Origin of the sequence: Sorangium sp. So ce124 (genome assembly GCF_051525235.1) — a bacterium.
GTDB lineage: Bacteria > Myxococcota_A > Polyangia > Polyangiales > Polyangiaceae > Sorangium > Sorangium atrum.
The window spans coordinates 471727-495789 of sequence record NZ_CP150312.1 but is presented as its reverse complement, the minus strand read 5'-3'; the positions used below and the strand labels follow the sequence as shown (position 1 = coordinate 495789).

The 24063-nt window shown below is 72.7% G+C and carries 19 protein-coding genes and 1 tRNA gene; 9 read left to right on the top strand and 11 right to left on the bottom strand.

Features of this window, described 5'->3' with window-relative positions; genetic code table 11:
- The first annotated feature begins 192 nt into the window (after positions 1-192).
- Positions 193-543, top strand: coding sequence for an SET domain-containing protein (locus tag WMF19_RS01875; RefSeq protein ID WP_437897508.1), 351 nt, complete (start codon positions 193-195; stop codon positions 541-543).
- A 214-nt stretch (positions 544-757) separates the two neighbouring features.
- On the opposite strand, the gene WMF19_RS01870 is transcribed toward WMF19_RS01875, so the two are convergent.
- The 11 genes from WMF19_RS01870 to acpS form a co-directional block, all read right to left on the bottom strand.
- Positions 758-829: transfer RNA gene (locus WMF19_RS01870), tRNA-Cys, on the bottom strand.
- 263 nt (positions 830-1092) lie between these two features.
- Positions 1093-1806 carry a hypothetical protein gene (locus tag WMF19_RS01865; protein WP_437897507.1) on the bottom strand — a complete coding sequence of 238 codons (714 nt, stop codon included), beginning with the start codon at positions 1804-1806 and terminating at the stop codon, positions 1093-1095.
- A 354-nt stretch (positions 1807-2160) separates the two neighbouring features.
- The gene (gene cysW / locus WMF19_RS01860; protein WP_437897506.1) at positions 2161-3066 is read right to left on the bottom strand and encodes a sulfate ABC transporter permease subunit CysW; all 906 of its coding nucleotides are present in this window, start codon (positions 3064-3066) and stop codon (positions 2161-2163) included.
- On the bottom strand, positions 3066-3920 hold the full coding sequence (gene cysT / locus WMF19_RS01855) for a sulfate ABC transporter permease subunit CysT (RefSeq protein ID WP_437897505.1): 855 nt from the start codon (positions 3918-3920) through the stop codon (positions 3066-3068). The genes cysW and cysT overlap by 1 nt, the downstream gene beginning before the upstream one ends.
- 56 nt (positions 3921-3976) lie before the next feature.
- Positions 3977-5008, bottom strand: coding sequence for a sulfate ABC transporter substrate-binding protein (locus tag WMF19_RS01850; protein ID WP_437897504.1), 1032 nt, complete (start codon positions 5006-5008; stop codon positions 3977-3979).
- Between the two features lie 29 nt (positions 5009-5037).
- Positions 5038-5361, bottom strand: coding sequence for a DUF2325 domain-containing protein (locus tag WMF19_RS01845; protein ID WP_272097438.1), 324 nt, complete (start codon positions 5359-5361; stop codon positions 5038-5040).
- A gap of 163 nt (positions 5362-5524) precedes the next feature.
- Positions 5525-6199 carry a helix-turn-helix domain-containing protein gene (locus WMF19_RS01840; RefSeq protein WP_437897503.1) on the bottom strand — a complete coding sequence of 225 codons (675 nt, stop codon included), beginning with the start codon at positions 6197-6199 and terminating at the stop codon, positions 5525-5527.
- Positions 6200-6258: 59 nt separating this feature from the next.
- Positions 6259-7602, bottom strand: coding sequence for an NAD(P)/FAD-dependent oxidoreductase (locus tag WMF19_RS01835; RefSeq protein WP_437897502.1), 1344 nt, complete (start codon positions 7600-7602; stop codon positions 6259-6261).
- A 218-nt stretch (positions 7603-7820) separates the two neighbouring features.
- Positions 7821-8498, bottom strand: coding sequence for an RNA polymerase sigma factor (locus tag WMF19_RS01830; RefSeq protein ID WP_437897501.1), 678 nt, complete (start codon positions 8496-8498; stop codon positions 7821-7823).
- 258 nt (positions 8499-8756) lie between these two features.
- The gene (locus WMF19_RS01825) at positions 8757-10550 is read right to left on the bottom strand and encodes an NAD(P)H-hydrate dehydratase (protein WP_437897500.1); all 1794 of its coding nucleotides are present in this window, start codon (positions 10548-10550) and stop codon (positions 8757-8759) included.
- Positions 10547-11074 carry a holo-ACP synthase gene (acpS, locus tag WMF19_RS01820; RefSeq protein ID WP_437897499.1) on the bottom strand — a complete coding sequence of 176 codons (528 nt, stop codon included), beginning with the start codon at positions 11072-11074 and terminating at the stop codon, positions 10547-10549. The genes WMF19_RS01825 and acpS overlap by 4 nt, the downstream gene beginning before the upstream one ends.
- A 349-nt stretch (positions 11075-11423) precedes the next feature.
- On the opposite strand from acpS, the gene WMF19_RS01815 reads away from it, so the two are divergent.
- The 8 genes from WMF19_RS01815 to WMF19_RS01780 all read left to right on the top strand — a co-directional run bounded on the left by WMF19_RS01815 (position 11424) and on the right by WMF19_RS01780 (position 24042).
- The gene (locus tag WMF19_RS01815) at positions 11424-13139 is read left to right on the top strand and encodes an Eco57I restriction-modification methylase domain-containing protein (RefSeq protein ID WP_437897498.1); all 1716 of its coding nucleotides are present in this window, start codon (positions 11424-11426) and stop codon (positions 13137-13139) included.
- Positions 13140-13213: 74 nt separating this feature from the next.
- Positions 13214-15475 (top strand): DUF4139 domain-containing protein, encoded by a 2262-nt coding sequence (locus tag WMF19_RS01810; protein WP_437897497.1) that lies wholly within the window; start codon positions 13214-13216, stop codon positions 15473-15475.
- A 19-nt stretch (positions 15476-15494) separates the two neighbouring features.
- On the top strand, positions 15495-17207 hold the full coding sequence (locus tag WMF19_RS01805) for a DUF4139 domain-containing protein (RefSeq protein WP_437897496.1): 1713 nt from the start codon (positions 15495-15497) through the stop codon (positions 17205-17207).
- Between the two features lie 175 nt (positions 17208-17382).
- Positions 17383-17739 (top strand): cupin domain-containing protein, encoded by a 357-nt coding sequence (locus tag WMF19_RS01800; RefSeq protein WP_272097429.1) that lies wholly within the window; start codon positions 17383-17385, stop codon positions 17737-17739.
- Between the two features lie 16 nt (positions 17740-17755).
- Positions 17756-18784, top strand: a complete 1029-nt coding sequence (locus WMF19_RS01795; RefSeq protein ID WP_437897495.1) for a phosphatase PAP2 family protein — start codon at positions 17756-17758, stop codon at positions 18782-18784.
- 2 nt (positions 18785-18786) lie between these two features.
- Positions 18787-19680 (top strand): hypothetical protein, encoded by an 894-nt coding sequence (locus WMF19_RS01790; RefSeq protein WP_437897494.1) that lies wholly within the window; start codon positions 18787-18789, stop codon positions 19678-19680.
- 38 nt (positions 19681-19718) lie between these two features.
- On the top strand, positions 19719-20423 hold the full coding sequence (locus tag WMF19_RS01785; RefSeq protein WP_437897493.1) for a thioredoxin family protein: 705 nt from the start codon (positions 19719-19721) through the stop codon (positions 20421-20423).
- Positions 20424-20721: 298 nt separating this feature from the next.
- A complete protein-coding gene (locus WMF19_RS01780; RefSeq protein WP_437897492.1) occupies positions 20722-24042 on the top strand; it encodes a protein kinase domain-containing protein in 3321 nt (1106 codons plus the stop codon).
- Positions 24043-24063: the final 21 nt, after the last annotated feature.

Here is a 24063-nt window from a genome sequence, read left to right as displayed (position 1 = left end):
CCAATCCAGCCACGCCACAATATCACGAGCCCGGGCATCGACGCGCGGGCCTCATGGCCGCCAGCGTCCGAGTCGTGGAGCGCAAAATTTTTGGTGCTGGCATCAGCCCATGGCAGGCTGCGGCGAGACCTGGAGAAGAGGCGAGAGGCGGCGCGCCGCGCCCTCGCCGGCCCGATCAATAACGCCGTGCCCATGACGAAGCTCAAGATTGGCTCAAGTGGAGAGAGGGGTCTCGGCGTCTTCGCGCGCGGCCTCATCGCGAAGGACGAGACGGTCGAACGTGTGCCGGTGATCGTGCTCCCGGATCCGCAGTGGGAGCTGCTCGAGCAGACGGCGCTCCACGCGTATTACTTCCTCTGGGGAGAGCACGCGGCGGCGATCCCGACCGGGCTCGGGATGCTGTACAACCACTCCCCTGAGCCAAACGCAAAGGTCATCCGACACCTCGCGTCGAGGGAAATGGAGATCGTCGCCGTGCGCGACATCCATCCAGGCGAAGAGGTGACGTTCCGTTACGAGTCCGTCTGGTTCCCTCTGAAGTAATCTCTTCCGAGGTGCTCCATGGCGGGGCGCATCTTCGTGCGTCACGGGCTCATCAGCGCCGTTCGGCTCGATCCATTGGATCCAGAACCGTGGCGCACGAAGTATCGCCGCTGCCCGCTGCGACAACTCTCGGACGTCGATCGAGGCGTCGTGGTGCGCGATGCTGGGCACCGTCGCATGCCACCGGCAGAGTCGAACTGTGACGTCCGTGCGGAGGTGAGGACGGGATTCGAACCCGCGTATAACGGTTTTGCAAACCGTTGCCTAACCACTTGGCTACCTCACCGACTGTTCGAAGCGGCGGGTGGTCATGCCTCATCTCTGCCCGGCTGTCAACGCCTTTGGTGCCCCCGTCTCCATTCACGCGGCCGAGCCGCCTCTTCCGCCGGCGCTCCGCCGCGCTCGTTCAGTCGCCGTTCCCGCTCTCGCTCTGTCTTCCAGCTCCCTCCGTCCCGATCCTGGAGCCGGCGGAGGGGGGAGAGGGCCTCCGCGCGTTCCCCCGCAGCCCTCCAGAACCCCCCGCACCGCACCCCGGCGCCGCCCCGCTGATTACTGTTCGCGCCCGCCGCGCCGCGTCCTTCTCGCGCGCGGCACCCTCTCCCGCCCCCCCAGGGCTCGCCCGATGTAGCTGGCCATGTAGACCGCCCGCCGCGTCGCCTGGAGCAGCCCGCGCGGCACGATCCCCTTCCCCGTCTGGAACGGGTTGAAGCGGAGGGCGCGCTGGTCGATGTCCACCGGCTCGTACAGTTCCATATCGGCCACTGCCATCCACCGCGCGCGCGATCCCCCTCGCCTCACCTCGAGGCGCATCAGCGCGAGCCCCGCCGCAGCGGCGCGCTCCAGCTTCTCCCGGCGGTTGCCTTTCACCACCGACGCGCGCAACGGCACCAGGCGGAACTCCGCGCGACCGAGGCCGGCCACGTCGAACCGCGCCAGCGCGTAGTAGTCGTTGTCCAGGAAATCGTGCCTCTTCGTCGTGAAGAGCGCGAACGGGAGCAGCCAGAATCGGCGCGCGCTCACGAAGAGGAGATCCTGATCGCCGGCGCTCGCGACCGGCGTCACCTCTTCGCTGGTCCGGAAGCGCACCGCGACCCCCAGCACCTCCGGACGGCGCTCGCCCTTGCCGTCCCGCCACCGCCATATCCCGCCCGAGAGCCGCACGAGCGCCGGCCCCGCAAGCCGCTGCGCCAGCGCGCCGACCTCGCCCTCCGCCGCGAGCGCCTTCACCCCGGCGCAGTAGACCACGCCGTCGGGATGGAACAACCTCGCTCTCCGGATGAAGCTGCCTCCCAAGGCGATGGGAGACAGCGCTCCGCCGATCACACGCCCAACCGCTTCCAAGAACCGCATGGTGACCCCTCCCTCGAACCTGGAGCGCCGGGGGCCAATCGCAAGTTGGGCGCAGCCCGACAGCGGCGCTCACGCGGCGCTCACGCGGGTCGAGGCGTCGAGATCCGCTGTTCTCCGCGCGCGCTCCGTTCTCCCGCGCAACGGCGATTCCAGGGAAGCGCCGTGTCCCCGGCGCTCCCTCTCATGCCGCTCGCGCCGAGTCCTCCAGCGGCCCTCGCTCCTCCGCGCACGCCCTGTCCCGCGCGAGCGCCGGACAGCGCGCGCGCGTCACCCCGCGCCGGCCTTCGCCGCCGGGTCGATCGCCGGAGCGGCGTCTCGCTCCGCCCGGTACTCGATAAGGCGCTTCGCCACGAGCGTCAGGAGCGCGAGCAGGACGAGCAGCGAGGCGACGGCGAACGCCGCCGAGAAGTGGAACTCGTTGTAGAGCACCTCGACGTGCAGCGGCATGGTGTTGGTCTGCCCCCGGATATGCCCCGAGACGACCGACACCGCGCCGAACTCGCCCATCGCCCGCGCGTTGCAGAGCACCACGCCGTAGAGCAGGCCCCACTTCGCGTTGGGGAGGGTGATGCGGAAGAACATGCTCCACCCGCTCGCGCCGAGCGACAGCGCCGCGTGCTCCTCGTCGGCCCCCTGGCTCTCCAGGAACGGGATGAGCTCGCGCGCGACGAACGGGAACGTCACGAACGTCGTCGCGAGGATGATCCCCGGACGATCGAAGATGACCCGGAGGTCGTGCTCGATGAGCCAGGGGCCGAGCACCCCTTGCGCCCCGAAGAGCAGGACGAAGATCATGCCGGAGATCACCGGCGAGACCGCGAACGGCAGATCGATGAGCGTGACGAGCAGGCTCTTTCCCGTGAACTCGAAGCGCGCGATCGCCCAGGCCGCGGCCACGCCGAAGACGAGGTTGAGCGGCACGGCGACGATCGCGGTCGTGAGCGTCAGCTCGATGGCGGCCACGGCGTCCGGCGCGGTGATCGCCCGCCAGTACCCCGCGAGGCCGTCCTTCAACGCCTCGATGAACACCGACACGACCGGCAGGAACAGGAAGAACCCGAGGAACGCGAGCGCCACCGCCGTCAGCGCCCAGCGCACCAGCGGGGGCTCGGACGTGGCGCCGCGCACCGCCCCGCGCGACCTGACCCGCAGCTTGCCCGCCGCGCCAGCCATTACGACGCGACCCCGGGCGCTCTGGCCCCCGCGGGCCGCTCGGACGCAGGCTTGGGCGCTTCGACAGGGCTCCGCGACGACACGCGCGCGCCGCTCCAGGACTGGAGTCGGTTGATCAGGAAGAGGAGCACGAAGGAGCAGAGCAGCATCACGAGCGCGAGCGCCGTCGCGCCCGCGTAGTCGTACTGCTCGAGCTTGGTCATGATGACGAGCGGCGTGATCTCCGTCTTGAGCGGCATGTTCCCGGAGATGAACACGACCGACCCGTACTCGCCGAACGCCCTCGCGAACGACATCGCGAACCCGGTGAGGATCGATGGCCAGAGCGCAGGCAGGAGGATGCGACGGAAGATCTCGAATCGGCCCGCGCCGAGCGACGCCGCCGCCTCTTCCTGGTCGACCTCGAGCTCCTCCATCACCGGCTGGACGGTCCGAACGACGAACGGGAGCCCCACGAAGGTGAGCGCGATGACGACGCCCAGGCGGCTGAACGCGCTCTGGATCCCGAGCGGGTACAGGAACCGACCGACCCACCCCTGCTGCGCATAGATGGCCGTGAGCGCGATGCCGCCGACCGCCGTCGGCAGCGCGAAGGGCAGGTCGACGAGCGCGTCGACGATCGATTTGCCCGGAAAGCTGTAGCGCACGAGCACCCACGCCACGAGGACGCCGAAGACCGCGTTGATGCCCGCCGCGATGAGCGACGCGGAAAAGCTCATCTTCAAGGAGGCGACGGCGCGCGGCGACGTCACGACCGCCCAGATCTCGGCGGGCTGGAGCGTCGCCGTCTTGAGGAAGATCATCGACAGCGGGACAAGCACGAGCACCGACAGGTACGTTACCGTAATCCCCATCGCCAGCCCGAAGCCGGGCAGAACGCTCTGTCGCCGCCAGAGGAGAGCCACGAAGTCTACTTACCGGCCTGGTAGATCTGGTCGAAGACGCCGCCGTCGGAGAAATGCGTCTTCTGGGCTTTTTGCCACCCGCCGAACACGTCGTCAATCGAGAAGAGCGCGACCTTCTGGAAGACCCCCTCCGACTCGGCCGCCGCGAGGATCGCCGGGTTGCGCGGGCGATAGAAGTGCTTCACCGCGATGCGCTGCCCCTCCTCCGTGGAGAGGAAGGCGAGGTATGCCTCCGCCGCGGCCCTCGTCCCGCGCCTGTCGACCACCTTGTCGACCACCGCGACAGGCGGCTCGGCGAGGATGCTGATCGACGGCACGATCACCTCGAGCTTGTCCTTGCCGTTCTGCCCGCTCTGCTTCACCGCGAGCAGCGCCTCGTTCTCCCAGGCGATCAGGACGTCGCCGAGCCCACGCTCGACGAACGTCGTGGTCGAGCCGCGCGCCCCCGTGTCGAGGACGGGCACGTTCTTGAAGAGTCGGCCGACGAAATCCTTCGCCTTCGCCTCGTCGCCGCCCGCCCGCTTCAGCTCGTACCCCCACGCGGCGAGGTAGTTCCACCGCGCCCCGCCGGAGGTCTTGGGGTTCGGGGTGATGACCGCCACGCCCTCCTTCACGAGATCGTCCCAGTCCTTGATGCCCTTGGGGTTGCCCTTGCGCACCAGAAAGACGATGGTCGACGTGTAAGGAGCGCTGTTGTCCTTGAGGCGCGCCTGCCATCCCTCCTTGATCAACCCGGCAGACGCGACCGCATCGACGTCGTAGGCGAGCGCGAGCGTGACCACGTCCGCCTCGAGCCCGTCGATCACCGACCGGGCCTGCTTGCCCGAGCCGCCGTGTGATTGCTTGATGGTGACGTCCTGTCCGCTCTGCTCCTTCCAGCGCTTCGCGAAGGCGGCGTTCACCTCTTCATAGAGCTCACGCGTGGGGTCGTACGAGACGTTCAGTATCTGCAGCGACCCCGACTTCGAGGCGCCGGCCGCATCGCCCTTCGAGCACGCCGAGAGCGCCAGCGCCAGCACACAACAAAGCATCGTCATCAAGCATCCCATCGATCGTCCCTACTCCCTCATCCAGCCGCGAGATACCGCGATTCCCGCTGCGCGAGCGCGTCGAGCAGCTGCTGGAAGCGCGAGGCGCCGCAGCGCCGGGCCATGAACGCCGCGCGGCCGAGCTTCTGGCAGAGCTTCTTGGCGAGGAGCACACCGCCGTGGCTGTTCACGTCGGTCAGCACGATGACGAGATCGGCCCGCTCGATGGCCGCCCGCAGCTCGGCCGCCCCGCGGCCGCCCGTGTTGCCCGTATGAAACTCCAGATGGTGCCCCGCCTGCAGGGCCATCCGCTCCAGCTGAGCCTGGTTGCGATCCAACCCACCAATCCAGGTGATCCGCATCGCTCCGCCTCCTTGCTCCTCGCAGCGGGTAACCGCCGCTATAACGGACATATCTCACGCTAAAGCAGAGGACGCAAGGGAGTTCTGCCAAAATAACGGAGGACATGTCTTGGATACCGGAGGGACACGAGGCCGGTGGGGTCCGGAAATGCGGCCGGGCTACCTACCCGCGCGAGCCGTAGGTCATGACGAGGTACATGACGGCCTCGGAGCTGCCCGGGTTGCGGTAGCTGTGCGGGCTGTCGGCCTCGAACAGGATGGCGTCGCCGGTCTCGAGCAGGCGCCGCTCGCCGGCCACGGTGATCTCCACCGAGCCCTCGGTGACGATCAGGTTCTCCGCGGTGCCCGGGGCGTGCGCGTCGGCGTGCTCGACCGAGCGCGGCGCGAGGCGGAGCTCGTAGAACTCCACGTTGCGCGGCCGGTCCATCGGGAAGAGCGCCCGGGAAGAGAAGTCGCCGTTGCGCGAGCGCAGGATGCGCGCGTGCGAGGCCTGCATCACGGTCGTGACGGGCGAGGTCGCCTGGCTCATCAGCGCCGAGAAGGGGACCCCGAGGGCGCGCGCGATCTTCCAGAGCACGTTGATGGTCGGCGTGCTCTGGCCCAGCTCGATCTGCCCGAGCATCGCCCGGCTCACCCCGGACGCCTTCGCCAGGCGCTCGAGCGAGAGGCCGCGCTCGGCCCGGAACCGCTTCAGGTTGGAGGCGACGACCGGCGTGAGGTCCGACGCCTCGTCGAACGCCGGGTCGTCCCCGCCAGGCTCGCTCGCCGGGGGCGGGGGTGGGGACGGCGGCTCGGCAGCCGCCGATCGCGCGGGGGTCTGGGCTCTGCGTGCCTTCACTGGACGCGTATCCGCCATGGTGGAGGGCGCGCGTCAAGCAAGCGGGGGGAAAGGCGCGCTCAGGGGCCGCTGGAGACGGCCTCCACGGCCGGACTCGCGGCCGACGGGCGACGCAGCGAAGGCGCAGGCGCCGCCAGCAGCACCGGCGAGGTATGGCCGGTGATGAGGCGGGCGCCGCGCTTGAAGGTGATGTACTGCCACATCCACGCGAACATGACGGTGAAGCGGTTCCTGAAGCCGATCAGGAACAGCACGTGGACGGCCAGCCAGGCGAGCCACGCGAGCGTGCCCGACATCTGCAGGCGCCCGACCTTCGCGATGGCGCGCGAGCGGCCTATGGTCGCCATCGTCCCCTTGTCGAGGTAGGCGAACTGCCCGCGCGGGCGGCCCTCGAGATCGCCGAGGATGCAGCGCGCGACGAAGCGCCCCTCCTGGATCGCGGCGGGGCTGAGGCCGGGCACGTCGACGCCGTTCCGGTCGCGGAGCATGGCCATATCGCCGATCGCGAAGACGTTCGGGTGCCCGGGGAGGGAGCAGTCCGGCCCGACCTTCACGCGGCCGACGCGATCGAGCTCGACGCCGAGCGCGTGCGCGAGCGGGGTGCCGCGGACCCCCGCGGCCCAGATGACTGTCGCGGCGCGGAGGCGCTCGCCGTCCTCGAACTCCACCCCCTGCTCGTCGATGCGGCGGAAGCGGCGCCCCTTGATGACCTCGACCCCGAGGGACGTGAGCTGCTCCTCGGCGCTCGCAGAGAGGCTCTCCGGGAACGCCTGGAGGATGCGGGCGCCGATCTCGACGAGCAGCACCCGCGAGAGCGAGGGGTCGAGGGAGCGGAAGTCGCGCGCGAGGATGTAGCGCGCGAGCTCGGCGAAGGCGCCGGCCATCTCGACGCCCGTGGCGCCGCCGCCGATGACGACGAACGTGAGCAGCCGCCGCCGCGCTGCGGGGTCCTCCTCGCGCTCGGCGGCCTCGAAGGCGAGCAGCATGCGCTCGCGGATGGTGAGCGCCTCGTCGAGGTTCTTGAGCGCCGGCGCGAACCGGGCCCACTCCTCGTGGCCAAAGTAGTTGTTCGTCGCGCCGACCGCGAGGATCAGGAAGTCGTAGTCCAGCGGGTCGCCGTCGACGGAGACGCGCCGGCCGGCGAGGTCCACGCCCGTCACCTCGCCGAGCAGGACCCGGACGTTGCGCTGGCGCGACAGGACCGATCGGATCGGGACCGCGATGTCGGCCGGCGAGAGGCTGGCCGTCGCCACCTGATAGAGCAGCGGCTGGAACAGGTGATGATTGGTCCTGTCGACGAGGGTGACCCGGACGGGCGCGTCACGGAGCGCCTTTGCCGCGTTCAGGCCGCCGAACCCTCCGCCGACGATCACGACGTGAGGCTCTCTCGCGGTCGTTGCCATGATGCCTCCTGGCGAGGAACGCTTCCTCGGTGGCACGACGATGGTAGGGGGCGCAGATCACCGCGGCAAGCAGGCGCAGCGCGCGAGCGCGGAAGGCAGGCGCGGCGCGCAGGCGGCCCAAAGAGCCCTCGTTGGGGCGGCGAATCGGGCCGCAGCGGCGCAGCGCAGGAGCGGCGTGACGCCCGGTCGCGGGCGACGGAGATCGCCGCCGCGATCGCTCATGCCGCCGCGGCCTTCACGTCGCTCCTCGCCTCGGTCTTGGCGCCCGGCGCTTCGCCCTGCAGCACCTCGGCGAGCAGCTTCCGGCCGCGGTGCAGGCGGCTCATGACGGTGCCGACCGGGACGCCCAGCCGCGTCGCTGCGTCCTTGTAAGACATCTCCTCGAGATCCACGAGCACCAGGGTGTCACGGAAGGTCGGCGGGAGCGTCGCGAGCGCGCGCCGCACGCCGGGCGAGAGGGCGTGCACGTCGGCGCAGCGCTCCGGCGCGGTCCACGCGCACGGGTCGCTCGCGAGCACGTCGAGGGCGTTGCGCTCGCGACGGCTGCGGCGGCAGCGGGTGATGAAGACGCTGAAGAGGATCTGGTGCACCCACGCCCGCAGGTTGGTCCCGGGCTCGTAGCTCCCCGCGAACCGGATCGCGCGCTCCACCGTGTCCTGCACGAGGTCCTCGGCCGTCGCGGGCGTCCGGGAGAGCCGCAGCGCGCGGCCGAAGAGCTCCGGTGTCATTTCGACAAGGCCCCGGAGCAGCTCGTCGGCCGCTCCCCGCGAGCCCTCTCCTGGCGCCGTCCGCGCCGCGCCGAAGGACGGCCCGCGCCCGAGCGCGCGCGTCGCGCCGGGCGACGGCGGCGCTGGGTTCGAGGACCGGGCGGGGGCATGAGCGGCGTGGACGAGCATGGCGGGACCTCCTGTCGTACCGGCACTGGCAAGGCAGGTGCCACCGTGCGGACCTCGCGAAGGCCGCGAATCACGCTGAACGGCGCGGGCGGAGACACGCGCGCGCGTGTCAAATCGACAGCAGGGAGAACGGGCGCGCCAGGGTGGCGAGCCGCCCCGCGGCGCGCCCGGCCCGGCGGCCCCACCCGCGCGGGCGCCTGGCCGGGCGTCCCGCGGAGCGGGCGCCGGGCGGGGCGTCCCGCGGAGCAGGCGCTCGCGTCACGTCGAGAGCGGGTCGCTCCCGGCGGCCAGCGCGGCGATCAGGCCCGGGACCAGCTCGGCGATCTCGCCCGCGAGCAGCCCCCGATCGCTGCCCGTCTGCGCGCGCCACACATCCCCGGCGAGCGCGTGGATCAGCACCCCGGCGCTCGCCGCGGCGGAGGGATCCATCGAGCACAGGAGGGCCGCGATCATCCCGGTCAGGACGTCGCCCGAGCCGGCGGTGGCGAGCGCGGGGTTGCCCGCCATGCAGATGAACATGCGGCCGTCCGGGAGCGCGATGACCGTGCGCGCCCCCTTCAGCACGACGATCGCCCGGGTGAGCGCCACGGCCTCGCGCACCGCGCCGAAGCGGTCCTCCTCGACGGCCCGAGCGCTCCGGCCCAGGAGCCGCCCGAGCTCGCCGGAGTGCGGCGTCATGATGAGGCTCCCGCGCGCGGTCGCGAGCGCCTCCGGGCGGCCCACGAAGTGCGTCAGGGCGTCCGCGTCGACGACCTTCAGGCCGTCCCAGCCGAGCACGACGTGATCCACCGCGGCCCGCGCCCGCTCGTCGAGGCCGAGGCCGGGGCCGATGGCGACCGCCCGCCGCCCGGCGAGCGCGCCGTCGAGCGACGCGGCGATGCGGGCCGGATCGATCGAGGTCGTCATCAGCTCCACGACGCGCGACTCCATTGCGCGCGCCGTGTCGGCCCAGGTGCAGATCGTCACGAGGCCCGCGCCCGTCCGCATCGCCGCGCGCGCGGTCAGCAGCGCGGCGCCGAGCTTGCCCGACGAGCCGGCGATGACGAGCACGTTGCCCGCCTGGTGCTTGTAGACGCTCGCCTCGCGCGGGCGCAGCGACGAGCCGATCGTCTCCTTGCGGAGGACCTCCGCGACGTATCCCACCTGCGCGAGGATCGGCCGGTCCGGGACCCCGAGATCGACGACGTGGACGTTGCCCGCGAGCCGCGCCCCCTCGGGCGTGAGCAGGCCGATCTTGAGGTGGCCGAAGGTGACGGTCTCGTCGGCCTGCACCGCGGCGCCGAGCGGCGCGCCGCTGTCGGCGTCGAGGCCCGAGGGCACGTCGAGCGCGATGCAGAGGCAGGTCGCCGTGTTGAGGACGCCGATGACGTCGGCGAGGTGGCCCTCGATGGGGCGGTCCAGGCCCGTGCCGAAGATCGCGTCGACGACGAGGTCGGCCTCCGCGAGCGCGACCTCGAGCGGGGCGAGGGACGCGCCCGGGGGGAGCTCGGTCAGCGCGCCGCCGAGATCCACGTACGCGTCGTGGTTGATGCGGCTGTCGCCGGTGACCTTCTCGGACCGGGCGGCGAGGAAGACCTGGACCTCCGCGCCGCGGGCGATGAGGTGGCGCGCCACGACGAAGCCGTCGCCGCCGTTGTTGCCAGCCCCGCAGACGACGACGACGCGGGCGTGGAGGGGGTACGTCGCGGGCTGCCCCGGGCTCGGGACATGCCGCACCGGGAACGATCGGATGCGCGCGGCGCGGGCCTCCTCGGCGTCGCGGCGGCCGTTCGGCGGCGGGACGCTCCCGGGGCGGCCCCGGAGACCCGCCCCGGAGGGCAACGTCGCTGGCCAGAACGCCCGCGCGGGCGAAAGGCCGGACGCGGGCAGGTGCGGCGCGCGGTGCGCGGCGTCGCCGGGCTGCCCGGCGCTCCGCCCCTCGATGATCGCCGAGATCACGTCGGCGGCGCCGCGGCCGGCGTTCTCCATGAGGACAACGCCGGGGACGTGGCACTGGTGGATCGCGTGTTTGTCGAAGGCGCGCATCTGCGCGCGCGATAGGACCGGAATCACGAGCGCTCTTTCCCTTCGTCGTCCAGGCTGGATCGGCTCTCGCCGTCCTCGTCCGCTTCGGTCGGGGATCGGCTCTCGCCGTCCTCGTCCGCTTCGGTCGGGGATCGGCTCTCGCCGTCCTCGTCTGCTTCGGTCGGGGATCGGCTCTCGCCGTCCCCTTCCAGGATAGCCACCGCCGCCGCCACGCCTGCGTCATGCGTGATCGACAGGTGGACCCGCCGGACGCCCATGCGCTCGGCGAGCGCGCGCGCCGGCCCGTGGAGCGCCATCGTCGGCGGCATGCGCGGCGCGCCGCGCACCTCCAGGTGGTGCCAGCCGACGCCCGGCGCGCCGGCCATCGCCTTCACCACGGCCTCCTTCGCGGCGAAGCGGCCCGCGAGCGCCGTCGCCCGGTCCACGCGGTGCGCGAGCGAGCGGCGCTCCGGCTCGGACAGCACCCGCTCCCAGAACCGCTCCCCCCACCGCGCGAGCGCCTCCTCCATGCGTCCGATGCCGCACACGTCGATGCCGATGCCGAGGATCACGTGACCCCCTCGCTCGACCGGGCGTCCGGGCCGGCGGCCGGCGGTTGCACCGCGCCTCCGCGGGCGACGCTCGCCGCGATGCGATTGGCGGGACAGACAGACAGGGGGAACGCCATGAGGCGACTCTACCCTATTCGATGGCGACGCCCCCTGAAACGCGATCCGCGCCTCGCCCCGAGCGCGGAAGCGGAAGGAGAAGCAGAAAGCGCCTCGACGGCGGCACGCGAGCGGAGAAGAGGCCCGGCGCGAGGCGGCCGGCCGCGGCCTCGGGCGCAGCGACCGCGCGGCGAGCGCTGCCGTGGAGCGTCGCCCGCGCGCGCCGATCGCGGCTACCATGCTGGCGGCGCCAATGCAGACAGCCCTCGATCTGACGGTCATGCTCCCGCAGAGCGCCTACGATTACGGCGAGCGCTCGTCGGGCGAGGCCCACGGCGTGGTGCTGACCAAACCCCACGTCGTGAATCTCATCCTCGATCTCGCGGGCTACACCGCGGACCGGGATCTCGCGTCGCTGTCGCTGCTCGAGCCAGCCTGCGGCCACGGCGCGTTCCTTGTCCCCGCCGCCGAGCGGCTGATCCAGTCGGCGCGCCGCCACGATCGCGACCTCCTCGAGATCGAGCCGGCGATCCGGTCGTACGACGTCGAGCGAGATCACGTCGACCGCGCGCGCCTCGCGGTCGCCGGCGCCCTCGCGCGGCTCGGGCTGCCGCACGCCGACGCGACGCGCCTCTCGGAGGCCTGGATCGCCCACGGCGACTTCCTCCTCACCAGCCAGGGACGCCGGTTCGACGCGGTGGTCGGCAACCCGCCCTATGTCAGGATCGAACAGCTCTCACCCGAGCTCCAGGAGGAGTATCGACACCGGTACAGGTCGCTCTACGACCGCGCCGATCTCTACGTGGCGTTCATCGAGCGCGGCCTCGATCTCCTCGCGCCCGGCGGGGTCCTCTCCTTCATCTGCGCCGACCGTTGGACCCTCAACCGGTACGGCGCGCCGCTCCGGCGGATGCTGTCGAGGTGGTTCCAGGTGCGGTGCTACGTCGATCTGCGCGGCGCCTCTCCCTTCGAGTCCGAGGTCGTCGCCTACCCGTCGATATTCGCCGTGTCGCCCGGCAAGACGGGGAGCGTCCCTGTCGCGACGCTGCGCACCGCCTCGCCGGAGGAGTGCGAGGCCGCCTCCGCCGCTCTTCGGCGCGGTGAGCGGCGCGGTGAGGCGGGCGCGGCGGAGCGCGGCTCCGGCGTCGCCGTGTCGGAGTACGCTTCCTGGTTCGAGGGCGACGACCCGTGGGTGCTCGGCTCGCCAGAGCACCTCGAGGCCCTGCGCGCGCTCGAGGCGCGGTTCGCGCCGATCGAGGAGGTCGGCGGGACCCGCGTCGGCATCGGCGTCGCCACCGGGAGCGACAGGATCTACATCGTCGGCGAAGAGGTGGATATCGAGCGAGATCGCCTCGTGCCGCTCGTCATGCGAGACGATATCGAGGACGGCCGCATCCGCGACGCAAGGCGGTTCGTCATCAATCCTTTCGGATCCGACGGCAAGGTGGTCAATCTAGAGGAGTACCCCAGGCTCTCCGGGTACCTGCACGCGCACGAGTCCGAGATCAGGAGGCGCTACATCGCCCGGCGGGGCGGCGCTGGCTGGTTCCGCACCATCGATCGCGTCTATCCGGGGCTGGCCGCCGCCCCGAAGCTGCTCGTCCCCGACATCGCGGGCTCCAACGAGGTGGTCTATGACGAGGGCAGGTTCTATCCGCACCACAATCTCTATTTCATCACCTCGGAGGGCTGGGACATGGAGGCCCTCGGCGGGCTGCTCGGCTCCAGGGTCGCCCTCTTCTTCGTGTGGTCCTATGCGGTCAAGATGCGCGGAGGCTACCTGCGCTTCCAGGCCCAGTACCTGCGGCGGATCCGCCTGCCGCCGCCGGAGAGCGTCGCGGAGGAGCTGATGAGCGATCTCCGCAGCTCCTTCCAGCGGCGCGATTTCGACAGGCTCGACGAGCTGGCGCTGCGCGCCTACGGCATCGACGCGCTCCCCGGGTTCGGCTTCCTCGACACGCGGAGATAGCCCGCTATCCGGGCCCACGCGCGGCGTGATACCGTCGCGCTCTCGCGGGGCGTTCGCGGGCGAGGGGACGAGCGATGACGGCCGAGAAGATCGAGTGCGCTAGCCGTATCGAGGGGGTCGTCGTGTACGCGCGCGGGGCGATCGTCACCCGCCGCGTCGAGCTCGCGGCGCCGCTCCCCCGGGGGGCGGTCGAGATCTCGGTGCCGGGGATCACGCCCCTCGCCGAGCCGGGGAGCTTCCGCGCGCTCATGGACGCCGCGGGCGGCGCCGCCGCAGGCGCCCCGGCGGGCTCCGGGCCCCCGCGCAACGTGCGCGACGTGATCGGCGTGCGCGCGCGGCTCGTCGTGCCCCCGGCGCCCGTCTCGAGGACGGCGCTCTCCGCCGAGCTCCGCGAGCTCGAGCTCGCGATCGCGCGCCTGTCGGCGGAGCGCGACCACCACCGCCTCTGGCGCGACCAGCTCGGCGCCGTCTCGCTCGATCCGGAGCTCGCGCGGCGCTTCCGGCCGGGCGACCCGGCGGCCCGCATCCGCGACGCGCTCGCGGTGAGCCACCTGCTCTCGGACGAGCTCGCCGCGCTCGACGCCCGCGCCGCCGCGCTCGACGCGGAGCTCGAGCGCGCCCGGAAGGAGCTCCTGGCCGCCCAGCTCGACGCCGCCCAGGCCACGAGCGGCGAGGTCGAGGAGCGCGACCCGGCGCGCCTCGACGTGGTCGTGCGGCTCGCGCCGGAGCGCGACGGCGCGACAGGGGAGCCGGCGCTCCGGCTCGAGTACGCCGTGTTCGCCGCGCGCTGGTGGCCCGCCTACGCGGCGCGGTTCTCGCGCGGCGCGACCGAGGTCGCCTTGCAGCTCGACGCCCTCGTCGCGCAGGCCTCCGGCGAGGACTGGAAGGACGTGCGCCTCGCGCTCGCCACCGCCGATCTCGTGCAGGACACGCGGCTGCCGGAGCTCGCCTCGCTGCGGCTCAGCCGCGCGCAGCGCCCCCCGCGCCGCGGCTACCGTCCCGCGCCCGAGGGGCTCGACGCCATGTTCGAGGGGTTCGACAGCTTCGTCGCCGCCCTCCCCGAGCCGGCCGCGCAGACCACCGCCGCGCCTGGAAAGCTCCCGCGCACGCGTGGGGGCGACGAGACCGCGCGGAAGCCGGTCAGCCCGGAGCCCCTCGCGGCGATGAAGAGGCTCGCACCGCCTGCGCCGTCCGGCGCGGGCGCGCTGCCGCCCCCGGTGCAGGCCGCCGCGCCGATGGCATTCGCCCCGCCGCCCCCGATGCCGGCGGCCGCGCCGATGCCGCTCGCCGCGCCGGCGCGCAAGTCGCGCGGGCTGTCGCTCCCGTCGTTCGGCGGCGGCTACGGGGCGCCGCCCCCGCCGCCGGCTCCCCAGGCGAGCGCGCCCCCGGTCCCCCGGAGCGCCCTCGGCTCCGCGGCGAGCGCCGAGATCACGGCCAGCCTCGAAGAGGAATGGCTCGCTCCCGAGCAGGCGCTGGACGGCGGCGGCGCGGGCCCGGCGCCGCTCGAGCCCGCGCAGGTGGAGGAGTGGCTCGACTTCGACGCGCTGCACCTCCCTGGAGCGGGCAAGCAGCGCGGCCGGCTCGCGCGCGACGAGCCCGGGCCGTCGAGGGGCGCCGCGCGGCGGGCGGAGCAGGACATCGCCGACCTCGGCGCCCCGCCGCGGGCCGTGGATCCGCGCGACTCGCGCGGGCAGTTCGACCACCTTTACGTCGGCGAGAGCGCCGCCGACGTGCCGTCGAACGGCAGGCTCCACCGCGTCGCGCTGGGCGCCGCCCGCGCCCCCGCCGCGCCCCGGTTCGTGACCGCGCCCCGCGAGGCCGCCGAGGTCTACCGCGAGGCGCGCGTCGAGAACCCGTTCGACGCCCCGCTGCTCGCGGGGCCGGTCGAGATCTTCGTCGACGGCGCCCTCGCGGCGCAATCCTCGCTCGGGCGCGTGGACCGGGGCGGCCTCCTCCGCGCCGGCCTCGGCGTCGAGGAGCGGATCCGGGTCGCAAGGAACGCGCGCGTGGACGAGTCGAGCGCCGGCCTGCTCGGCGGCTCGCTCGCCGTGGAGCACGCGGTCGTCATCGACCTCTCCTCGTCGCTCGGGATGGGCGTCGAGGTCGAGGTCCTCGACCGCATCCCGGTGACGGACGACAAGGACGTCGAGATCAAGCTCCTCTCGTCGCAGCCGAAGGCCGAGCCGTACACCCAGGAGGAGCTCGGCGAGCCCGTGCGCGGCGGGCTGCGCTGGCGCGTCCCGATCGCGCCAGGCGGCAAGGCCTCCGTCGCCTTCACCTACCGCGTTGTGTTCTCGTCCAAGAACGAGATCGTCGGCGGTAACCGTCGAGAATAACAAAGGAAACGAGCGCACCATGGCAACGGATGCGAGCGGTTCGGACCGGGCTGGGCGGAGCGCGAGCGGAGGCGAAGGGAGCGGCGGGCACGAAGGCGCCCGCGCGCCGCACCCGAGCGTGGCGCGCGCGGTGACGCTGTTCGAGGATCGCGCCGAGGTCGTGCGCGCTGCGCGCGTCGAGGTCCAGGCCGGGGCGCAGTGGATCGCGATCGGCGGCGTCTCGGTGTTCGTCGACGAGCGCACCGTGCAGGCGCGCGTCGCGGGCGCGGGCGCGGGCGCGGGCGCGGACGAGGTGCGCGTGACGGCGGCGCGCGTACGGTGGAGGGCGCACAGGGAGGCGGCGCTCGGTCGCGAGGCGATCGACGCGCTGGAGCGCGAGGAGCGCGAGGCGTCGCTGCGGGCCGGCGCCGCGGAGCGCGCGCGGGACCGGGCGTCACGCCGCGAGGCCCACCTCGACCAGCTGCTCGCGAAGTGGGCGCGGGCGATGAGCGAGGTCCCGAAGGACGCCGGCGAGCCCGCGCGCCTCGCCTCGTGGCGCGGCGGCGCCGAGGCGCTGCACGCGGCGCTCGCCGAGGCGCTCGGCGCCTCAGCCGACGCGCGCGCGGCGCGGGCGCGCGCCGAGGAGGACGCCCGGCGCGCCGCGACGCGGCTGCGCGAGGGGTCGGTCGAGCAACCCCGCTATGAAGCGGTGATTGAGGTCGAGGTGCACGCCCCCGCGCCGCAGCCCGTCGACATCGAGCTGACGTACCGCGTCGCGTGCGCGATCTGGCGCCCCGAGCACCTGGCGCGGCTCGCTGCGGGCGCCGCGGGCGCGAGCGCGGGCGGCGCGGCGGCGCAGGGGCCGGGCGGCTCGATAGAGCTCACCACCTGGGCGGCGGCGTGGCAGGCGACGGGCGAGGTCTGGGAGAACGTCACCGCGCGCTTCTCGACCGCGCGGCCGTCGAGGAGCGCCGAGGCGCCGCTGCTCGAGGACGACGTGCTCCGTGCGCGGCGCAAGACGGAGATCGAGCGCCGCCGCGTGATCGTCGAGGCGCGCGACCAGGCGATCGCCGCGGCCGGACTCGACCGCGGGGCGCGGGCCGTCGACGAGATGCCGGGCGTGGACGACGGCGGCGAGCCGCTGATCTTCGAGGCGGCGGAGCCGGTGACCCTCGCCTCCGACGGCCGCCCGACGCGCATCGAGATCGCGCGGCGCTCGCTCCCCGCAGAGCTCGCGCTGGTGCTGTACCCCGAGGTCCACCCCGCCGCTCACCTGCGCGCCACGGTGACGCTGGACGGCGGCGGCGCCGGTGGACGGCCGCGCCCGCTGCTGGCAGGCCCGGTGCGCGTCGCGCGGGGCGGCAGCCTCATCGGCCGCGCCCGGCTCGATTTCGTGGGTGCCGGCGAGCCGTTCGAGCTCGGCTTCGGCGTGGACGACGCCGTGCGCGTGCGGCGCACCGTCGACGAGGAGCAGGACACCGCGGCGATCACGGGGAGCCGCAAGATCCGCCGGCGAGTGAAGCTCTCCGTGTCCAACCTCTCCGGCAACGTGAAGCGCGTGCTTGTCACCGAGCGGATCCCTGTCAGCGAGGTGGCCGAGGTAGAGGTCGCGCTCGGAGAGGCCCCCGGCTGGACGCTGGACGAGAAGGACGGATTTCTCCGTGGCCATGTCGAGCTGCCTCCGAAGGGGTTGAAGACGATGTCGTTCAGCTACGAGCTCCGCGCCGCCGCGAGCGTGGTGTTGCCCTTCTGAAGCCAGGAAACGCAGAGAACGGGAACGGGGAAGGAGAGAAGCTGGGAAGCTGAGAAGCTGAGAGTCCGACGGCCGCCGTCGCACGGTTTGCGAGGAGCGCCGTTGACAGGACGCGGTGCGCTTCTGTAACGGTTCGATCTCTCAGCGGCTTCACTCGTGAAGGAGAAGGATCGCCATGAGGCAGCAGCTCGACGGGGCCGTGGTGCTGACCGCGGCCGACGAAGATGTGATGGAGTATTTGCCCAACCGAGGCGTCTTCATGGCGCAGCTGCTGGGAAGAGATCGCGGGCACGCCTTCGGCTTCTACAGGGGCACGATGGCGCCCGGCTGCGAGATCTCGCGCGAGCTCCACACGGAGACCACCGAGACCATCTACATCCTGGCCGGGCACGCGCTCGGCATCGTCGGCGACCGCGAGGTGCCCCTCGGCCCCGGCCAGATGATGCACGTCGAGACGAACGTACACCACGGGCTGCGCAACACGGGCGCCGGTCCGCTCGAGTTCCTCGTCATCGGCCATCCCGATTTCTGATCGCGCGGTCCGCTCCTTGAGGTGCGCCGCGACCCTCCGGTTCGCCTCCAGCGCGCTCGCCGTGACGGCGCTGCTCGGCGCTCGAGAGGCGCGCGCCGAGCCGCCTGCCGCGGCGCGAGCCGAGCTGTCCGCGGCGCCGTCCGGCGCGGCGACACGGGGAGCCGGCGACATCACCGCTCTCCATTCCGGGGCGGTGGTGCCGAGCGCGCCGCGCCGGGCCGCGCCGGAGCGGCCCTCGCGCGCGCGGCCCGAGGTCGCGTGGGATCCGGCCTGGCCGCGCTTCCGCGTGAGCGAATACGTGGCCACGGGGCTCCTGGCCGCGACCGCCTTCGGCACGCTCGCCATCCCGCCGTCGGAGGGCCGGTGGACGACCGTGAACGGCTTCGACGGCTCGGCGCGCGACGCCCTGCGCATCCGGAGCGATCGCCAGCGCGAGATGGCGCGGGACGCGAGCGATCTCCTGCTCACGCTGATGACCAACCACCTCGCGGTGGACGCCCTGCTCGTGACCTGGTGGGGGCACGGCCGCGGCAGCGTCGCCTGGGAGATCGCGATGATCGACGTCGAGGCGCTCGCGTTGAACGCGGCCCTGAACGGCGTCATCGCGGGGCTGACGAGCCGCGAGCGCCCCTACCGCGCCGGGTGCGCCGGGCCGGAGGAGCAGCAGGACCTCGACTGCCGCGGGAGCAAGCGGTACCGGAGCTTCTTCAGCGGCCACAGCTCGACCGCGTTCACTGCAGCGGGGCTCGTGTGCTCACACCACGCAAACCTGCCCCTGTACGGCGGCGGCGCCCCCGACGCGCTCGCGTGCGCCGCGTCGCTCGGGACGGCGACGGCCGTGGCGACGCTCCGGGTCGTCGCCGACCAGCATTTCGCGACCGACGCGCTCACGGGCGCGGCGGTCGGCGCCCTGACCGGCCTCGGGCTCCCGTGGCTCCTGCACTACCGCGGCGGCGCCCCCGCCTCGGGCGCGCCGCGCGGGGACGGCGTCGCGCTCAGCTTCGCGCCCGCGCCGCTCGGCGGGTACCTGGTGGGCAGGTTCTAGCGATGGCGCTCCGCCGCGCGCTGGCCGCCGCCGCGGCGCTCGCCGCGCTCACCCTGCTGCCTCGCGGGGCCGGCGCCCAGGATCCGGCCGACCTGCCGTCGACCGCCGGCGAGCCGCCGCCGGTGCCCTCGGGCATCGACCTCCTGCAGAAGCGCTCGTACTGGGCGCGGAGCGCGGCCGCGCGCCCGTTCCTCTCCGCGCTGATGGATCTCGGCGTGATCTATTTCAGGCCGAGCCTCGCCCTCGGCGTGGGCAAGCCGCACTGGTCCTGGCTCGGGATCGAGGCCTACGCGAGCGGTTCGCCGAGCGGCGGCGCGGAGTACCTGGGCCTCCGCGCCGCGCTGCCCAGCCTGGAGATCCGCGGCGGCGCGCGATACGCCTTCTCGACGAGCCAGTATTTCCTCGAGCCTCGGGCGTCGTACACGCGCAGGGACACCGAGCTCATGCAGGGCCCCCCATCGCGGTACGTCGCGGGGGAGCTCGAGGTGTCGGGCTCGATACCCTTGCTCGGAGGCAGCCTGTTCGGCGTCGCGACCGGCTATGCGGTGCTGGGGACGCCGAAGGGGTTTTACCTTTACGAGGAGGCGCTCCACGCGGTGATGAAGCCGCCGTACCTCTACCGGGCCCGGCTCGGCTACATGGCGGAGATGGACCGGTTCGGCGAGCTCCGCCTGGGCGCCGCCGCCGAGGTGCTCGGCAACCCTGGCCGCGACAGCCTCGTCGTGCGCGTCGGCCCCGTGCTGGCGGTGTCGTTGACGCACCACCTGGACGCGGTGGGGACGGTGATGGTGGTGGCGGCGACGCCCGATCGGCTCGGCCTGCTGGGCGCGGATCTCGGCCAGCTCGGCCTTCGGTACCGGTGGGCGACCGGCGATCGCTGGCCGGAGTTCCCGTGACGCATGCGCCTCCCGCGACGCGTGGTAAGCGTCCCTGGATGAACAAGCTCATTTCCCTGACGTTCCTCGCCGCGGCCCTGGCGGCGTGCACCCAGCCAGGCGAGGCGAGCGCGCCCGCGGCCGCCGGCGCCGCCGCGCCGCAGCCCGCCAAGGCCGACGCCCCGAAGGCGAAGGCCGCGGACGCGCCGGCGGCTCAGGCGAAGGCGGCCCAGGCCAAGATCGGGCAGCCCGCGCCCGATTTCACGCTGCCGGACCTCGACGGCAAGCCCGTCAAGCTGGCCGATCACAAGGGCAAGACGGTCGTCCTCGAGTGGTTCAACCCGGGTTGCCCGTTCGTGCAGCTCGCGCACCGCCAAGGCGGCCTGAAGGACGTGCCGGCGCAGCACGCCCAGAAGGGGGTCGTGTGGCTCGCCATCAACTCGGGCGCCCCGGGCAAGCAGGGCACCACCAAGGAAGAGAACGTGAAGGCAAAGGGCGAGTTCGGGATGAGCTACCCCGTCCTCATCGACGAGAAGGGCGATGTCGGGCGCGCCTACGGCGCCCAGCGCACACCGCACATGGTCGTCATCGATCCGCAGGGTACGGTCGTCTACGCCGGCGCCATCGACAGCACCAAGGGCGGTGAGCCCGAGCCGGGCGAGCAGGTCACGAACTACGTCGATGCCGCGCTGGCCGAGCTCGCCGCCGGCAAGGCGATCTCCACGAAAGAGACCGAGGCGTTCGGCTGCACCGTCAAGTACTGAGCAGTCCGCCGGCGGGCGCTCGAGCAGCGGAGCCGCGGAGCGGCTGAACCCACCCACCTCGGCGTCATGTCGCGCGCCCCACAAACGGCGTCGCGGGCTCCAGGGATAGGCCCCGTCCGGGGTGTTGACATGGACGTAAACTCAGGTTTACCGTTGGGTGACAGTTCTGTCATATCGCTCGTAGCTCACGCCTGAAACGAGACGCTCACTGGCAAGCGGCCAGGCGGTCCGGGATGATGGCGATTCGAGGCCATGCGCTGGGGGGGCTCCACCTTCGCTGTTGAAAAGGGTCCGAGTCATGAGCCGAATGGGAGGAGCGGGCCCGGAGAGCGCGGACGCCGCGTGGTCGGCGAACGAGGAGCCCACGTCCCGCCCCGTCGCGATCGCGCCCCAGAGCAGGCCGCCCCGCTCCGCCCCGCCGGGGAGCTCGGGCGCCGCGCAGGAAACGGTGTTCATGTGCGTCGAGCCGCCCTCGTCGCACGTGCCGAGCAGGTTTCCGATCCGCAACTGGGATCGGTATGAGTGCGAGTCGCTGCTCGGGAAAGGGGGAATGGGCACGGTCTACAAGGCCAGGGACCCCCGACTCCACAGGTACGTGGCGCTCAAGCTGATACGGGGCAACGATCCGGAGCTCGCCCAGCGCTTCATCTGGGAAGCGCGGGCCCAGGCCCGGGTCGAGCACCCGAACATCTGCAAGGTGTACGAGGTGGGCGAGGCGCAGGGCCAGCCGTTCATCGCCATGCAGTACATCGACGGCCAGCCGCTCCACCGGGTGGCGCAGCAGATGTCCCTCGAGCAGCGGGTGAAGATCGTGGCCGACGTCGCGGACGGCCTGCACGCCGCCCACCGGCTCGGGCTGATCCACCGCGATATCAAGCCGGCGAACATTCTTGTGGAGCGGACGGCCGACGGCGCCTTCCGCCCCTACCTCCTCGATTTCGGGCTCGCGAGGGACACCGCGGCGGACGCCCGGGCGACGACGAGCGGCGAGGGGACGCCGGCGTACATGGCGCCCGAGCAGGTGTCCGGGGGCCAGCGCCAGCTCGACCGCCGCACGGACGTCTACTGCCTCGGCTCCACGCTCTACGAGGTCCTCGCCGGGCGCCCGCCGTTCGTCGACCCGTCGGTGACGAGCCTCATCGCCCGCGTGGCGCGCGAGCTGCCGGCGCCGGTGCGGAAGCTCGACAAGCGGATCCCCGTCGATCTCGAGACCATCGTCATGAAGTGCCTCGAGAAGGAGCCCCAGCGGCGGTACGACTCCGCGAAGATGCTCGCGCTCGATCTCGAGCGCTACCTCGAGGGGGAGCCGATCGACGCGCGGCCGATGGGCATCGGCTACCGCGCCCTGAAGCGCGCCAGGAAGCACAGGCTCGCTGTCGCGGCGGCCGCGGTGGCGCTCGTCGTGCTCGCGCTCTCGGGCGCCGTCGCCCTCCGCGCGAAGCTCGCCGCCGCGCGGCAGGCCGAGCTCGCCGCGCGTGTGGCGTCCCTGGCCGAGGGCTTCGGTCAGGACGTCAAGGAGATGGAGCTGTTCATGCGCTACGCCTACGCGCTCCCCCTCCACGAGGTGTCGCGGGAGAAGGAGGTCATCCGGGCGCGCATGGGCGAGATCGACCGGAAGATGCAGGGCATGCGCGAGACGACGGGCGATCTCGTCGAGGGCCCCGGCCGCTACGCGCTCGGGCGCGGGCACCTCGCGCTGCACGAGCCCGAGGAGGCGCTCACGCACCTCGAGGCGGCGCTCGCGAGCGGGTATGCCACGCGCGACGTGAAATTCGCGGCGGGCCTCGTGCACGGCATGCTCTACCTGAAGGGGCTCGATCGGGCGCGGCGCCTCGCCGACAAGGGGGAGCGGTCCGCGCACCAGCTCGAGCTCGAGGAGCGGCACAAGCAGCCGGCGATCAGGTACCTGAGGGACAGCGTGAGATCGGCCGCGGAGCCGCCGTCGTACGCCGTGGCGCTCATCGCGCTCTACGAGGGGCGGTTCGACGAGGCGCTCACCGAAGCGCGGCTGGCGTTCGCGCGATCACCCTGGGAATACGAGGCGAAGAAGCTGGAGGGCGACATCCTGCTCGCGAAGGGCACGGCGGCGCGCGACCTCGGGGAGCACGCGGCGGCGCTCGTCGAGTTCTGGGGCGCCGTCGCCTCGTACGAGGCCGCGGCGGAGATGGCCGAGAGCGATCCCGACGTCCACGAGGCGACCGCGCGCGCCCTGAGCGAGATCATGCTGATCGAGGCGCAGCGCGGCGGAGACGCGGAGGAGGTCGTCGCGCAGATCATCGCCCGGTGCGACAGGGCGCTCCAGGCCAACCCGCGGGCGAGCGGCGCGCTCGCCAAGAAGGCCTGGGCGCTCGTCCACCGCGCGAGGCGCGACCTGTCGCGCGGCTCGGACCCGAGGTCGGACCTCGTCGAGGCGGTCGCGGCCAGCGAGCAAGCGGTCCAGGGCGACCCGTCGGACGCGACCGCGTACGGCGCGATGGGGGCGAGCTTCTTCCTCCTCGCGTCGCACGAGAGCGCCGTGGGGCTCGACGCGTGGCCCTCGCTCGGCCGCGCTGTCGACAGCGCGCAGCGGTCGCTCGCCCTCGACCCGAACTCGTTCTGGGCGTGGAACGACGCCGCGATCGCCTACGGCATGATGGCCGAGTACGCCGCGTCCCGCGGCGCCGATCCCCTCCCCCTCTTCGAGATCGGCGCGTCGTACGCCGAGCGGGCGATCGAGATCGCGCCGAACGACATGCCGCCGCTCCTCAACCAGGGCTGGCTCTACGCGCGGCGCGCGCAGTACGAGCTCGACCACGGCGCGTCGCCCGAGGAGTCGCTCGACGTGGCCAAGGACAGCCTGGAGGCGGCGCTCCGGCGGCGCCCGGACAGCTACCGCGCCTACAACAACCTGGCCCTGACCTACCTGATCCAGGGCCGGCTCCAGCGGCTCACCGGCGAGAGCCCGGATGTCTCGCTCGCGCGGTCGCTCGAGGCATACGGCGCGGCGGCGGACCTCAACCCGGACGATCTCGAGGCGAAGCAGGGCACGGGCCTCGCGCGCATCGAGGCGGCGCAGTGGGCGCTCCTCCGGGGGGAGGATCCGACGGCCGCGCTCCGCGCCGCGAGGGGCGCGATCGAGCCCATCGTGGCCGCGAGGCCGCAGAACGCGGGGGCGCTCCTCGCGCTCGGGCACATCGAGCTGCTCTCGGCGCGGTGGGCCGCGTCGCGCGGCAGGAGCCCCGCGCCGGCGCTCGACGCCGCGGAGCGGTCGCTGCTCCGCGCCCACGAGGCGAACGGGGGCAACCCGAGGATCTTCGGCACCCTGGCCGAGGTCCACCGGCAGCGCGCCGCCCTGACCGGGCCGGGGCTCCTCGACGTGCGCTCGGAGGTCGAGGCGGGGCTCGCGCTGATCGATCGCACGCTGGCCATCGATCCGGGCTTCCCGCTGGCGAGCGCCAGGAAGGGCGCGCTGCTCCTCCTGAAGGCAAAGGCAGAGCGCGAGCGGGCGGCGCGCCTGGAGCTGGCCCGGCGCGCCGGGGCCCTGCTCGATCAGGCGCTCCGCGGCAACCCGCTGCTCACGCGCGAGTACGCGCCGCTCCTCGACGAGGCGGGGAAGGTCGCCGCGGCGAGCCACCCCTAGCTCCAGATCCCCGCAGCACCG

Excerpts from the sequence above, each read along its gene's own strand:
- WMF19_RS01875 (WP_437897508.1), top strand. The coding sequence starts at position 193 with ATGACGAAGCTCAAGATTGGCTCAAGTGGAGAGAGGGGTCTCGGCGTC.
- cysW (WP_437897506.1), bottom strand. The coding sequence starts at position 3,066 with ATGGCTGGCGCGGCGGGCAAGCTGCGGGTCAGGTCGCGCGGGGCGGTG.
- cysT (WP_437897505.1), bottom strand. The coding sequence starts at position 3,920 with ATGGGGATTACGGTAACGTACCTGTCGGTGCTCGTGCTTGTCCCGCTG.
- WMF19_RS01850 (WP_437897504.1), bottom strand. The coding sequence starts at position 5,008 with ATGACGATGCTTTGTTGTGTGCTGGCGCTGGCGCTCTCGGCGTGCTCG.
- WMF19_RS01845 (WP_272097438.1), bottom strand. The coding sequence starts at position 5,361 with ATGCGGATCACCTGGATTGGTGGGTTGGATCGCAACCAGGCTCAGCTG.
- WMF19_RS01835 (WP_437897502.1), bottom strand. The coding sequence starts at position 7,602 with ATGGCAACGACCGCGAGAGAGCCTCACGTCGTGATCGTCGGCGGAGGG.
- WMF19_RS01830 (WP_437897501.1), bottom strand. The coding sequence starts at position 8,498 with ATGCTCGTCCACGCCGCTCATGCCCCCGCCCGGTCCTCGAACCCAGCG.
- WMF19_RS01815 (WP_437897498.1), top strand. The coding sequence starts at position 11,424 with ATGCAGACAGCCCTCGATCTGACGGTCATGCTCCCGCAGAGCGCCTAC.
- WMF19_RS01810 (WP_437897497.1), top strand. The coding sequence starts at position 13,214 with ATGACGGCCGAGAAGATCGAGTGCGCTAGCCGTATCGAGGGGGTCGTC.
- WMF19_RS01805 (WP_437897496.1), top strand. The coding sequence starts at position 15,495 with ATGGCAACGGATGCGAGCGGTTCGGACCGGGCTGGGCGGAGCGCGAGC.
- WMF19_RS01800 (WP_272097429.1), top strand. The coding sequence starts at position 17,383 with ATGAGGCAGCAGCTCGACGGGGCCGTGGTGCTGACCGCGGCCGACGAA.
- WMF19_RS01790 (WP_437897494.1), top strand. The coding sequence starts at position 18,787 with ATGGCGCTCCGCCGCGCGCTGGCCGCCGCCGCGGCGCTCGCCGCGCTC.
- WMF19_RS01785 (WP_437897493.1), top strand. The coding sequence starts at position 19,719 with ATGAACAAGCTCATTTCCCTGACGTTCCTCGCCGCGGCCCTGGCGGCG.
- WMF19_RS01780 (WP_437897492.1), top strand. The coding sequence starts at position 20,722 with ATGAGCCGAATGGGAGGAGCGGGCCCGGAGAGCGCGGACGCCGCGTGG.